Source organism: Atopomonas hussainii (genome assembly GCF_900109735.1).
In the GTDB taxonomy this organism is placed as follows: Bacteria; Pseudomonadota; Gammaproteobacteria; order Pseudomonadales; family Pseudomonadaceae; genus Atopomonas; species Atopomonas hussainii.
Window position 1 is genome coordinate 84,087 of sequence record NZ_FOAS01000007.1, and the last position, 12,885, is coordinate 96,971.

Genomic DNA, 12,885 nt, shown 5'->3' on the forward strand with positions numbered 1-12,885 from the left:
CACCCGCTTGGTTAGCTGCGACAAACGGTCTGCCCAGCGGCCTAGCCGCGCAGACTGCTGCTGCGGGCTACCGTCTCGGCGCGCGAGTCAGGTATCCTTGCTGTTTTTCCATCATCAGGTTCTTCCCTGCCCGCCATGCACGAGCAATACCAGCATCTCGACGTCGAAGCCCAAGCCCAGCAAGCGTGGGACAGCGCCCACTCCTTCAAGGTCAGCGAACAACCCGGCAAAGAAAAATTCTATTGCCTGTCGATGTTCCCCTACCCCAGCGGCAAGCTGCACATGGGCCACGTGCGTAACTACACCATCGGCGACGTGATCAGCCGCTACATGCGCATGCAGGGCAAAAACGTGCTGCAACCGATGGGCTGGGACGCCTTCGGCATGCCGGCAGAAAACGCCGCAATGAAAAACGGCGTCGCCCCGGCCAAGTGGACCTACGAAAACATCGACTACATGAAGAGCCAGCTGAAGTCGCTGGGTCTGGCGATTGATTGGTCGCGTGAAGTCACCACCTGCAAACCCGACTACTACCGCTGGGAGCAGTGGCTGTTCACCCGCCTGTTCGAAAAAGGCGTGATTTACCGCAAGAACGGCACGGTGAACTGGGACCCGGTCGACCAGACCGTGCTGGCCAACGAGCAAGTCATCGACGGCCGCGGCTGGCGCTCTGGCGCGCTGATCGAAAAACGCGAAATCCCCATGTACTACTTCCGCATCACTGCCTATGCCGAAGAGTTGCTGGCGGATTTGGATCAGCTGGATGGCTGGCCTGAGCAGGTCAAAACCATGCAGCGCAACTGGATCGGCAAGAGCTTCGGTGCCGACATCGTGTTCGACTACGACGCTGCCAGCATCGGCATCGACGGCCAGTTGAAGGTGTACTCGACCCGCCCCGACACCCTGATGGGCGCCACTTACGTGGCCGTAGCCGCCGAGCACCCGCTGGCGCAGCGCGCCGCCGAAGGCAATGCCGAGCTGCAAGCCTTTATCGCCGAATGCAAAGCCGGCTCCGTGGCCGAGGCCGACATGGCCACCATGGAGAAAAAAGGCTTCGCCACTGGCCAGTTTGTGATTCACCCGCTGACCGGCGACAAGCTGCCGGTGTTCGTCGCCAACTACGTGCTGTGGGGCTACGGCGAAGGCGCGGTGATGGCCGTACCGGCGCACGATGAGCGCGACTTTGAGTTTGCCAACAAGTACGGCCTGCCGATTCAGCAGGTCTACCAGCACGCCGAGCACAGCTACGATGCGGCGCAGTGGCAGAGCTGGTATGGCGACAAAGACGGCCTCAGCACCGTGAACTCCGGCCAGTACGACGGCAAGACCTTTAGCGAGGCCTTCGACGCCATCGTCGCCGACCTCGAAGCCAACGCCCACGGTGCGCGCAAAACCCAATTCCGCCTGCGCGATTGGGGCATCAGCCGCCAGCGCTACTGGGGCTGCCCGATTCCGATCATTCACTGCGATAGCTGTGGCGACGTACCAGTACCGGCCGAGCAACTGCCGGTGGTGCTGCCGGAAGACGTGATTCCCGATGGCGCTGGTAGCCCGCTGGCGAAAATGCCCGAGTTTTATCAGTGCAGCTGCCCGAAGTGCGGCGCACCGGCCAAGCGCGAAACCGACACTATGGACACCTTCGTCGAATCGTCTTGGTATTACGCGCGCTACGCCTCGCCGACCGACAGCCAAGGCATGGTCAACAAAGACGCCGCCAACTACTGGCTGCCCGTCGACCAATACATCGGCGGTATTGAGCACGCGATTCTGCACCTGCTCTACGCGCGTTTCTTCCACAAGCTGATGCGTGACGAAGGCCTGGTCAACTCCGACGAGCCGTTTAAAAACTTGCTCACCCAAGGCATGGTGGTCGCGGAGACCTACTACCGCACGCTGGATAACGGCGGCAAAGACTGGTTCAACCCAGCCGACGTTGAGGTCGAGCGCGACAGCAAAGGCAAAATCATTGCCGCCATGCTGAAAAGCGACGGCCTGCCGGTGGAAATCGGCGGCACTGAGAAGATGTCCAAGTCGAAGAACAACGGCGTCGACCCGCAAACCATGATCGACGCCTACGGCGCCGACACCTGCCGCCTGTTCATGATGTTCGCTTCGCCGCCCGACATGAGCTGCGAATGGTCAGACGCCGGCATCGAAGGCGCCAACCGTTTCTTACGTCGCGTATGGCGCTTGGCGCAAGCGCACGTGAGCGCCGGCCCAGTCAGCGCGTTGGACGTTAGCGCTCTAAACGATGCGCAGAAAGACATCCGCCGCAGCATTCACTTGGCCATCAAACAAGCCAGCCAAGACATCGGCCAGCACCACAAATTCAACACCGCCATCGCCGCCGTGATGACCTTGATGAACGTGCTGGAAAAAGCCCCCACCGATAGCGCACAAGACCGCGCCCTGCTGCAAGAAGGGCTAGAAGCCGTTGTGCTACTGCTCGGCCCGATCACCCCGCACATCGGCCATACCTTGTGGCAAGCACTCGGCCACAGCGACCTGTTGATCGACGCCCTTTGGCCCGCTGTGGATGAACAAGCCTTAGTGCAAAACACTCTAGAGCTGGTGGTGCAGGTCAACGGCAAACTGCGTGGGCATATTCAGGTCGCCGCCGACGCAAGTCGTGAAATCATCGAGCAAAGTGCGCTGACTTGCGAAAGCGCCGCGCGCTTCCTCGAGGGTGTGACCGTGCGCAAGGTCATTGTGGTGCCCGGCAAACTGGTCAATATCGTTGCTAACTAAACTCGTCGGCGCCGCCCTAGGCCGCGCCGAAACCGTTTCTAAGAACAATCAGACTCAAGGAGAGTCGAGCATGAAGAACAACACGCTGTCCGCCCTGCTGGTACTGGTCATATCCAGCCTGCTGGCCGCCTGCGGCTTCCAACTGCGCGGCACTGGCGCTGCAGCTTTTCAACTGGACGCCCTCAACGTGACTGCCCGCGACAGCTTTGGCGCGCTACAAAAAGACGTGCGCGAAGCCTTACAAAACGGCGGCATGAATGTTTCCGCTAATGCACCGTTCACCCTGCATCTTGCGCAAGAGACCCGTGAGATCCGTACTGCCAGCTATGCGTACTCGACACAAAGCGCGGAAAACCGCCTGATACGTTCGCTGAACTACCAAATTCTCGATCGCCGCGGCCTTGTGCTGATTACCGACCGCATCGATTTAGAACGCTTCTACAGCACCTATAACGCTGTCAGCAACACCGAGCAAGAAGCCATGCTGGATAGCGAAATGCGCCGCGACATGATTCAACAGTTGCTGCTGCGCATTCAGCCGCTTACCCAAGGCCAGCTGGAAGCCCTGCAGCGTCAAGAAGAAACTAAGCAGCGCGCGGAGCAAGAAGCCCGCGCCGCGCAGCAACAAGCGCAACCCGCGACTGAGTAACGAAAACGGGCCGCTCTCTCTAGCCAGGCTAGCTAGCGGCCCGCTTTTTTGCCCCATGAAGCTCAACGCCAATCAGCTCAATCGCCACCTACAAGGCGAGCTACTACCCATGTATGTGGTCAGTAGCGATGACCCGCTGCAAAGCCAAGAAACCTGCGACGCCATTCGCCAACAAGCGCGCCAGCAGGGGTTCGCCGAACGCGAAGTATTCCACGTCGATAACCAGCACTTTGACTGGACTCAGGTACTGGAGGCCGGCAATAGCCTGTCGCTATTTGCCGACAAACGCCTCATGGAGCTGCGCCTAAACACCGGCAAACCCGGTGATGCCGGCGCCAAAGCGCTACTTACGCTCATCGAGCGCCCGCCACAAGACACCCTACTCCTGTTAATTTTGCCCAAACTCGACGGAACCACTGCGCGCAGCAAGTGGGCCAAAGTCCTACAAGACAGCGCGCACTGCGGCTTTATCCAGCTCTGGCCCATCGACGCCAGCCAACTGCCCAGCTGGATCAGCCAGCGTTTGGCGCAAAGCGGCTTAAGCGCTAACCCAGAAGCCATTGAAGTGCTCTGCCACCGCGTCGAAGGCAACTTGCTGGCTGCGGCGCAAGAAGTCGAAAAGCTGAAACTATTGGCCGAAGGCAACAGCATCACCCTCGATACCGTGCAAGCTAGCGTGGGCGACAGTGCCCGCTACGATGTTTTTGGCTTGATAGATGCACTGCTCACGGGTGATGCCGAACACGTACTGCGTATGCTGCAAGGCCTACGTGGCGAAGGCGTCGAACCACCTGTACTGCTTTGGGCGCTAAGCCGCGAGCTACGCACGCTGGCCAACTTGGCTCAACTGACTAGCCAAGGCACTCCCTTTGATCGCGCTTGCAGCCAAATGAAGCCGCCGATATGGGACAAACGTAAACCCTTGGTCAGCCGCGCACTCAATCGCCTCTCCAGCAGTCGCTGGACGGCGCTTTTGCAGGACGCCCAGCACATTGATGCACAAATCAAAGGCCAAGCGGCAGGTGACCCTTGGTTGCTAATTACCCAAGTGTGCTTACAGATGTGCGGACAAAAGCTAAAACTACCAAGCCCGCGCCTCTTCTAATCACTGAATCACTGCACCTTATCCGCTGTCACTGACAGAGTAGCAATAATCTTATCGTTGCTTTCTTATCGACTATAAAAAACGGCCTCATTAGAGGCCGTTTTTTCACCCAACTAATTGCTTAGCGGATGCCCGCGTTACGCAACGCTGCCGGGGTGTAGTCGGCTTCTGATGCCTGGTACGAGAAGTCGTAGCTCTTCGACTCTTCGTTCTTCAGACCAGTCACCAAGTAGCGACCGTTCTGCAGGTCATGCAGTGCTTCAGCGGTGTACCACGGAATGTTTTGGTCGTAGTAGTACTGAGCATGGGCTTCAGCCACACGCCACAGGTTACCGCGGCCGTCATAGTGGTCAATCACAGCAGCTTGCCAAGTATCCTCATCGATAAAGAAGTGACGCTTAGCATAAATGTGACGCTGACCAGACTTCAGTGTCGCTTCAACTTCCCACACACGGTGCAACTCATAACGCAGGTGCTCCGGGTTCAGGTGACCGGCTTGTACGATTTCATCGTACTTCAGCTTGGGATCATCCAACTTGTAAGCGTTGTAAGGAATCAGCAGCTCTTTCTTGCCAACCAGCTTCCAGTCGTAACGATCTGGCGCACCGTTGTACATGTCGAAGTTATCGGAAGTACGCAGGCCGTCAGCTGCGGTACCCGGACCGTCATAGGCTACCTGCGGAGCACGACGCACACGACGCTGACCAGCGTTATACACCCATGCCAAGCGCGGCTCTTTCACTTGGTCGATGGTTTCGTGTACCAGCAGCACGTTACCAGCCAAACGCGACGGCGCGGTCACACGCTGCTTGAAGTAGAACATCACGTTACTGGCTTTACTGGTATCGACGCCTTTCAAGTTTGCGCGGAACGTAAACTCGTCGTGGAACACTACCGGCGAATAACTACCGTTGCTCTGCACCGCCATCTGAGTAATGAAACGCTGCACAGAACCGCCACGATAGCGGGTAATGTGGTTCCAGATGACTTCCATACCGTTAGCTGGAATCGGGAAGGTCACGCCTTCCACATAGTTTTCCAAGCCATTACCACCGGCTACCAGCTTAGTGCTAACAGCGTTCTTTTTGGTGGCATCCAGAATGTGCTGCGGATAAGCCGCGGTGCGGTGGCTCGGGTACACATTCATCTTGTAGCTTTCCGGATAACGCTTGAACAGCGCCATCTGACCCGCAGTTAGCTTATCTTTGTACTGATCAGCGTTGGCGGCGGTGATGCTATACAGCGGCTGCTCGCTGGCAAAGGGATTGCTCAGGAAGCCCTTGCTGTCTGCAGTGCCAGCATTAGCGGGCAAACCACCAGTCCATTCTGGGATGCTGCCGTCGGCATTGCCGGCTTTTTCAGCACCAATAGGGGTCAAGGTAGTACCCAGCTTTTCTGCCTCGGCGGGCGAGACAGCGGCCATAACGCTGGTGGCCAGCAGCGACAGCGCGAACGCGCCGCCCTGAAGAATCTGCTTATGTACGCTCATCTTGTTATTTTCCTTGTAAGCACAATCAAGAGGGCAAGTTGCTGACTGCCTAAACGGCAGCCAGCACACAGGCTCTAACTTAGAAGCTCATGCCGAAGTTAACGGACACGAAGTCACGGTCAGCCAAGGTATTAAAGTCGCCACCAAAGAAATCGGTGTACGAAATACCAGCGGTGTAGGTGTTCAGGTAGTCAGCGTCTAAACCAATACTGACAGCCTTACGGCCTTCTTCAAAGTTACCCCCAGGGCCAGGGGAGAAACCGTCAACGTCATGCGACCAAGAAATACTCGGCTTCAGGTTTACACCGGCGTAAACGTCGTTGTATTCCCAGATAGCCCGCATCCGGTAGCCCCACGAGTCGCTGGTGGTAAAGCCCTCGTCGTTACAGTTTTTAGTGCGATTTTCAGCAGTAGTTGATCCCAAGGTACTAGTGTTTAAGCCCACGCAAGCTGCGTATGCATTTCCACCAGTAGTGTAATTACCCGGCAGCTCACCCGGTCCAAACACAGGGTCACGGCCATAACGAGCCTCTGAAGAGTTCTCTAGACCACCAACATGCGTCCAACCAATTTCACCGATCAAATTCAAGCGGCTTGCCCCCATCACCTGATCAAAGAAGTGAACAAAGGTGGTTTGCAGCTGGGTAATTTCCTTACGACGATAACCATGCAAGTCTTGCCCTGTAACGCCATCCAACAAAGAAACATTATTAACGCCGCTAGCCGTATAGGTCCCCCCCAAAACAGAAAGCGTTGTTAGCGGCTTAAGCCCTGCGTACAAAACATCCGTGGTATTAAGTTGAACCGGAGCATTTGGACGATAGCTAATTTCTCCAGACCAAGCAGTACCTGTTGGCAGGGTAGTAGAGAAACTCAGGCCATATAGCTTAATATCTTCAGGATACTCAATAAAGTAACTACCATTACCTGCAACAGCCAAAGGAGCCAACGGAGCAAGCGCAGCAGCATTAGTTAAAGCAGCAGTCTGAATTGCATTTAAAGCCTGCTGAGAAATACCCGTTCCACTAAAAATCGGACTCCTACTATGATAATTCATAAAATAGGCACCAAATTCAGTATTTAGCGGATCTGCAAAATATCTGAACGCGACCCCCCACTGCCCATCATCACGAGCATCTCGGTCTTTCCCTCGGGGAACAACAACACCTTCATTCCAAGGAGAAGCCGTTGCCACATAAGCACCGCCCCCCGTGGCATTTAATGCGCCATTGATAGCATTCAAGGCTGCCGAACTATTGCTTAATACAGCAAGATTCTGATCACAACCATCCGCAAAAATATCTGCCTGAGCAAAGAAAGTGCCGCAGTTATCGACTACGGTCTGTTCCCAGTCCAACTGATAGAAGAATTCAGCCGACAAGTTATCGGTCAAGCTCTGCGACACATAAAACATATTAACCGGGATCAAGCCTTCTTTAATCTCAGCACCGGGACGGCGGAAGGCGGCCACATCGACCGGATTGACCGAGTTAATACCACTAAAAATAAAGGTCGATTCACCCCAGCTGACTACTTGCTTACCTAAACGCACACTACCCGGCAGACCGCCGATATCGTAGTTATGGTAAACAAAGGCATCCAACAGCTCTGCGCCGGAGGCTTGGGCGCCTTCCTTACGGTTAGAGTCGTCGATATCTTTAAACAGGCGCTGTTCGTCTTTTAGCTCGAAGTCGTACCAATATTTACCACGCAGGAACACGCCAGTATCGCCGTATTTCAGCTCAAGGTCATGAATACCTTTAAAGATTTTCGAGAAGGTTTCGCCCTTCTTGAAGTTCAGGCGCAAATCATCAGTGGTTTGCGACAGACCACGCCCGCCGTTGTTCTTGCCGATCAAATCTTTATCGGCACCGCGAACCGACCAACTCGCCCCCACAGACAGCTGTGAGTCGAACTGGCCTTCGATTTCCCCGATGTTGAAGTTAACGGCCATGGCTGCCGGGGCAGACAGGGCAGTGGCGAGGCTGACGGCTAGCGGTAGCTTAGCTAGACGCCAGGTCGGTGTTGTTTTTGTCATCGACGCTACTCCGTTGAAGGATTTTGTTTTTATGGTGACCAGACTATAAGCGAGGCGCCGGTTTCGCCTTAATCACTCCAAAGGATGAAATCTCCCCCCAGACAAGCTGAGTGACCACGCGCAAACGGCCTCTTGAGCCCTGAATAGACAGGCCGGTTTGATTCGAGCAATTACCGCGCCAGTCGTTTTTAGCGCGCCGCATAAAAAAAGCGCCTGTCGCCTTTTAGGGCTACAGGCGCCGGATGACGCAGCCTTGACGCGCTTACAGCGCAGAGAGGAACGGGCTGTTCTGCTCTTTCCAGCTGGTCATGTCGGTGCGGATACGTTTCTTATCCAACTTGCCCACACTGGTCTTGGGAATTTCAGTAACAACGGCGATCTGAGTGGGAATCCCCCACTTATTGATCACTCCAGCCTCGACGCTAGGGGCCAAGTGTTCTTTGACCACTTGCGCGGTAATCGTGGCGCCGGCTTGCGGCACGATCACCGCGTAGGGGCGCTCGCCCCACTGCGGGTCGGGCAGGCCGATCACGGCCACTTCGCGCACGCCTTCGTGGGTGGAGATCAAATCTTCTAGTTCTAGGGATGACAGCCACTCGCCGCCGGTTTTGATCACGTCCTTGATGCGGTCACGGATATCCACGTAGCCCATGCTATCGATAGCCGCGACGTCGCCGGTGTGCAGCCAACCACCTTCCCACAACTCGGCGCTTTTTTCTGGCTCGTTGAAGTAGGCCTGGGTCAGCCAGGGTGCACGCAGCACCAGTTCGCCTTGGGATTTATCGTCGTGCGGCAGGCTATTGCCGTTGGCATCCACCACACGCGCATCCACCAAGGGCACCGGCATGCCGGCTTTGACCAGCGTGGAGATTTTCTCGTCTTCGCTGCCGGCCAGCACTTGATCGTTAAGGTAGGCGAAGGCGATCAGCGGGCCGGTTTCGCTCATGCCGTAGGCGGCGGTGAGTTGGATACCCGCAGACTTGGCTTGTTTGTACAGCGACTTATTCAACGCGCTGCCACCGATGATGATATTGATGCCGCCAAAGTCGTGGCCTTTGGCCTCGTCGGCGCCGAGCACCATGCCGAGAATGGTCGGCACGCAGTGGCTGAAGGTGACTTTTTCATTTTTGATCAAGCGCACCAGCAAGTTGGGCTCGTAGCGACCGGGATAAATCTGCTTGATGCCGAGCATAGTGGCGGCATACGGAATGCCCCACGCGTGCACGTGGAACATCGGAGTGATTGGCATGTACACATCGTTACTGCCAAACAGGCGGTTGTTATCGAACGAACCGCAGCTGGTGGCCAGCGCAAAGGTGTGCAGCACCAGCTGGCGATGGGTGAAATACACACCCTTCGGGTTACCCGTGGTGCCGGAGGTGTAGAAGGTGGTAGCAACGGAGTTTTCATCGAAGTCCGGGAACTCATAGCTGGTACTTGCCGCCGCCAAGAGGGCTTCGTACTCGCCCTTAAGGTTGGGCAGATCGGCCGTGGTGTTGCCGGCATCGCTGATCAGCAGGGTGCTTTCCACTGTGGTCATCTTGTCTTCGATGGCCTTGAACAGCGGCAAAAACTCGTCGTTGATCAGCACCAGCTTATCTTCAGCGTGGTTGATGGTGTACAGCAGCTGATCCGGCGACAGGCGCACGTTCAGGGTGTGCAGCACCGCGCCAATCATCGGGATGGCGAACATGCACTCTAAGTAGCGGTGGCTGTCCCAATCCATCACGGCCACGGTGTCGCCGGGCTTGACCCCTGCTTCTGTCAGCACATTAGCGAGGCGATGCACGCGCTCGCCAAACTCGCGGTAGGTAAAGCGTTTCTCGCCGCGGTAGCAGATTTCCCGCTGTGTTTCGTAACGCAGGCCCGTTTGGAACACGCGCTTGATCAGCAAGGGATATTGATAGGCTTCCTGCGCGGGGGGCAGAACACGGGTCTGGATCATCGAATTCTCCTGATGATGAAGGGGGCGCCAGCGGTATTGACCGAGTTAATTGCACGGTATTCTGACCGGCTAGGGTGAAACATCACTCTTAAGCATTATTTCTAAATGTGACCGTTTTACCTATTTCGGTCACAGACGTACAATTCCGTCGTTCGCCTAGGCGTAGCGCTGCGTTTATTGCGCAGACCGCCTAAGCACCGATGATTGCCTGCACGGCGGCCTTCTCAGCGCCGCCCAACCGGCAATTAAGCTCCCCATGGCGCCGTGAGCCATGCGTTTTTGCAAGAGGAACTCCTGAAATGTCTGATAACACTATTGTCATCGTTGCCGGTGCGCGCACCCCCATGGGCGGTTTTCAAGGCAGCCTAAGCGCAGTGAGCGCGGTTGATTTGGGCGCGGCTGCGATTCGTGAAGCGGTGCAGCGCGCTGGCATCGACGCTGCCGACGTTCAGGAAGTGATCATGGGCTGTGTGCTGCCCGCCGGCCTTAAGCAAGGCCCGGCACGTCAAGCCTCGCTGAATGCCGGACTGCCTGCAGCCACTGGCTGCACCACCATCAACAAGCTGTGCGGCTCGGGCATGAAAGCGGTGATGATGGCCCACGACGCGCTGAAAGCCGGCAGCAACCAGATCATGATCGCCGGCGGCATGGAAAGCATGTCCAACGCGCCATACATCATCGAGAAAGCCCGCACTGGCCTGCGCATGGGCCATGGCGAGATCAAAGACCACATGTTCTTTGACGGTCTGGAAGATGCCCGCACCGGCCGTCTGATGGGCTCGTTCGCGCAAGAGACTGCCGATAAGTACGGCATCACCCGTGAAGAGATGGACGCCTACGCGATTGAATCGCTCAAGCGCGCCCAAGCGGCGATTAAAGATGGCAGCTTGGCCAGTGAAATCGTGCCGGTCACCGTGAGCACCCGCAAAGGCGACGTCGTCGTTAGCGATGACGAGCAGCCGCTGACCGCCAACTTGGACAAGATCCCCACCCTGCGCCCAGCGTTTAAGAAAGACGGCACCATCACCGCCGCCAACGCCAGTTCGATCTCTGACGGCGCCAGCGCTTTGCTGCTGATGACCGCGGCAGAAGCCGCCAAGCGTGGTCTTAAGCCGCTGGCGAAAATCGCCGGCCATGCCACCCAGAGCCAAGACCCGAGCGAGTTCACCATCGCGCCGATCGGCTCGATCACCAACCTGCTGAAGAAAACCGGCTGGGACAAAGACGACGTCGACCTGTACGAAATCAACGAGGCCTTCGCCATGGTCGCCATGCTGGCCATGCGTGAGCACGGGCTGGATCACGCTAAGGTCAACGTGTTCGGCGGCGCTTGCGCGCAGGGTCATCCGGTCGGCTCGACCGGCTCGCGCATCATCCTCACCCTGATCAACGCCCTGCAAAAGAAAGGCGGCAAGCGCGGCATTGCTTCGCTGTGCATCGGTGGTGGTGAGGCGACTGCGGTGGCTATCGAACTGCTGTAATACGCACGGCATGAACAAAAACGCCCGCGACTCGTAAGAGCGCGGGCGTTTTTGTTGGCGAATCCGTTCAGGAAGCGCTGATTTAATCGGCGAACGGCTCAAGCACAAGGCGTACGGAGCGCAGGAAGCGAGACATACCGTCTGGTAGGCGAGCTTGCGAGCACCGCACAACGCAGTGATTGGGTCGTGCAGACATTAAATCAGTGGTTCCTTAGCCTAAGAGCTTCTCGATCGCCTCTATCACGGCTGGATCATCCGGCGTGGTGCGCGGGCTAAAGCGTGCTACCACATCACCCTGACCATTGACCAAGAACTTCTCGAAGTTCCAGGTAATGTCGCCGGGGAACGGCGCGCCCTCACCGGCCAAGTAGGTGTACAGACCATGACGACCGGGGCCATTGACCTCGACCTTACTGGTCAGCGGAAAACCGACTTGATAGGTGGTTTCGCAAAACTTAGCGATCTCGCCCTCAGTGCCCGGCTCTTGCCCGGCAAACTGGTTGCACGGCACGCCGAGAATCACCAAACCCTTGTCGGCATACTGCGCATGCAGCTGCTGCAAGGTGGCGTATTGCGGCGTGAGCCCACACTGCGAGGCCACGTTGACGATCAACAACGGCTTGCCTTTGAACTGCGCCAGCGGCAACTCGCTGCCGTCGATGGCATTCAGAGTAATGGCATGCAATGCCGACATAGACACCTCAATCAGTGATTGCAGCCTTCGCCATGGATATGGCCGTGGGCGAGTTCGTCGGCGGTGGCTTCACGCACTTCAGCCACTTGCACATCAAAGTGCAGACGCTGGCCGGCCAGCGGGTGGTTGCCGTCGACGGTGACCTTGTCGCCATCCAGACCCACGATAGTCACGATCTGCAGACCGCCATCCGGGCCAGAAGCGTGGAACTGCATGCCGACTGCCAGCTCATCAACGCCTTCAAACATATTGCGCGACAGCTCAGCGATCAGGCTGGCGTCTTTTTCGCCGTAGGCATCAGCCGGCTCGATGGAGACTTTCAGGCTGTCGCCGGCTTGCTTGCCGACCAGCGCGTTTTCGAGGCCGCTGATGATGTTGCTCGCGCCGTGCAGATAGACCAGTGGCGAACCACCCTGCGAGCTATCCAGCACCTCGCCGGCGTCGTTAGTCAGGGTGTAGTGGATAGAAACGGCGCTGTTGGCAGCAATCTGCATGAGAACAACCTTTTTCGGTAATAGCGAATGAGTGGCTTGGCTCTGCTGACAATTCAGCACAACCGAAACAGGCCTTAGTCTAGGCTGTTGGGGTAAGAGCGTCGAGCAAGCAAGCGGCGATGTGGCACTTTTTGCCACACATTTGCCGCACCAAGCGCGCTAAATCACGGTATTTTCTTGATAGAAGTCAGCGGCTTAAGTCTGCAGACCGCCGACAATGCACGCATCAACCCAGTTGCACC

9 protein-coding genes are annotated in these 12,885 nt (G+C 56.8%); 4 read left to right on the forward strand and 5 right to left on the reverse strand.

The features are described from left to right. Nucleotides 1–135 precede the first annotated feature (135 nt). The 3 genes from leuS (at nucleotide 136) to holA (ending at nucleotide 4,502) form a co-directional block, all read left to right on the forward strand. Nucleotides 136–2,748 carry a leucine--tRNA ligase gene (leuS, locus tag BMX80_RS08240; protein ID WP_074867171.1) on the forward strand — a complete coding sequence of 871 codons (2,613 nt, stop codon included), beginning with the start codon at nucleotides 136–138 and terminating at the stop codon, nucleotides 2,746–2,748. Between the two features lie 70 nt (nucleotides 2,749–2,818). Further along, nucleotides 2,819–3,397, forward strand: coding sequence for an LPS-assembly lipoprotein LptE (locus tag BMX80_RS08245; RefSeq protein WP_074867173.1), 579 nt, complete (start codon nucleotides 2,819–2,821; stop codon nucleotides 3,395–3,397). Between the two features lie 55 nt (nucleotides 3,398–3,452). Next, nucleotides 3,453–4,502, forward strand: coding sequence for a DNA polymerase III subunit delta (gene holA / locus BMX80_RS08250; protein ID WP_074867175.1), 1,050 nt, complete (start codon nucleotides 3,453–3,455; stop codon nucleotides 4,500–4,502). A gap of 121 nt (nucleotides 4,503–4,623) precedes the next feature. Here holA and BMX80_RS08255 read toward each other — a convergent pair whose 3' ends face one another. The 3 genes from BMX80_RS08255 to BMX80_RS08265 form a co-directional block, all read right to left on the reverse strand. Then, nucleotides 4,624–5,991, reverse strand: a complete 1,368-nt coding sequence (locus BMX80_RS08255; protein ID WP_074867177.1) for a DUF1329 domain-containing protein — start codon at nucleotides 5,989–5,991, stop codon at nucleotides 4,624–4,626. 79 nt (nucleotides 5,992–6,070) lie between these two features. Next, nucleotides 6,071–8,029 (reverse strand): DUF1302 domain-containing protein, encoded by a 1,959-nt coding sequence (locus BMX80_RS08260; protein WP_074867179.1) that lies wholly within the window; start codon nucleotides 8,027–8,029, stop codon nucleotides 6,071–6,073. A 262-nt stretch (nucleotides 8,030–8,291) separates the two neighbouring features. Beyond that, nucleotides 8,292–9,974, reverse strand: a complete 1,683-nt coding sequence (locus BMX80_RS08265; protein ID WP_074867181.1) for a fatty acid--CoA ligase — start codon at nucleotides 9,972–9,974, stop codon at nucleotides 8,292–8,294. A gap of 299 nt (nucleotides 9,975–10,273) precedes the next feature. Between BMX80_RS08265 and BMX80_RS08270 the strand changes: the two genes are divergently transcribed. Then, nucleotides 10,274–11,455, forward strand: coding sequence for a thiolase family protein (locus tag BMX80_RS08270; protein WP_074867183.1), 1,182 nt, complete (start codon nucleotides 10,274–10,276; stop codon nucleotides 11,453–11,455). A gap of 211 nt (nucleotides 11,456–11,666) precedes the next feature. On the opposite strand, the gene BMX80_RS08275 is transcribed toward BMX80_RS08270, so the two are convergent. Both BMX80_RS08275 and BMX80_RS08280 read right to left on the reverse strand, forming a co-directional pair. Further along, complete coding sequence (locus tag BMX80_RS08275) at nucleotides 11,667–12,149, reverse strand: glutathione peroxidase (protein ID WP_074867185.1); 483 nt, start codon at nucleotides 12,147–12,149, stop codon at nucleotides 11,667–11,669. Between the two features lie 11 nt (nucleotides 12,150–12,160). Continuing rightward, nucleotides 12,161–12,643, reverse strand: a complete 483-nt coding sequence (locus BMX80_RS08280; RefSeq protein ID WP_071873090.1) for an FKBP-type peptidyl-prolyl cis-trans isomerase — start codon at nucleotides 12,641–12,643, stop codon at nucleotides 12,161–12,163. Between the last annotated feature and the right edge of the window lie 242 nt (nucleotides 12,644–12,885).

Excerpts from the sequence above, each read along its gene's own strand:
- leuS (WP_074867171.1), top strand. The coding sequence starts at position 136 with ATGCACGAGCAATACCAGCATCTCGACGTCGAAGCCCAAGCCCAGCAA.
- BMX80_RS08245 (WP_074867173.1), top strand. The coding sequence starts at position 2,819 with ATGAAGAACAACACGCTGTCCGCCCTGCTGGTACTGGTCATATCCAGC.
- holA (WP_074867175.1), top strand. The coding sequence starts at position 3,453 with ATGAAGCTCAACGCCAATCAGCTCAATCGCCACCTACAAGGCGAGCTA.
- BMX80_RS08255 (WP_074867177.1), bottom strand. The coding sequence starts at position 5,991 with ATGAGCGTACATAAGCAGATTCTTCAGGGCGGCGCGTTCGCGCTGTCG.
- BMX80_RS08260 (WP_074867179.1), bottom strand. The coding sequence starts at position 8,029 with ATGACAAAAACAACACCGACCTGGCGTCTAGCTAAGCTACCGCTAGCC.
- BMX80_RS08265 (WP_074867181.1), bottom strand. The coding sequence starts at position 9,974 with ATGATCCAGACCCGTGTTCTGCCCCCCGCGCAGGAAGCCTATCAATAT.
- BMX80_RS08270 (WP_074867183.1), top strand. The coding sequence starts at position 10,274 with ATGTCTGATAACACTATTGTCATCGTTGCCGGTGCGCGCACCCCCATG.
- BMX80_RS08275 (WP_074867185.1), bottom strand. The coding sequence starts at position 12,149 with ATGTCGGCATTGCATGCCATTACTCTGAATGCCATCGACGGCAGCGAG.
- BMX80_RS08280 (WP_071873090.1), bottom strand. The coding sequence starts at position 12,643 with ATGCAGATTGCTGCCAACAGCGCCGTTTCTATCCACTACACCCTGACT.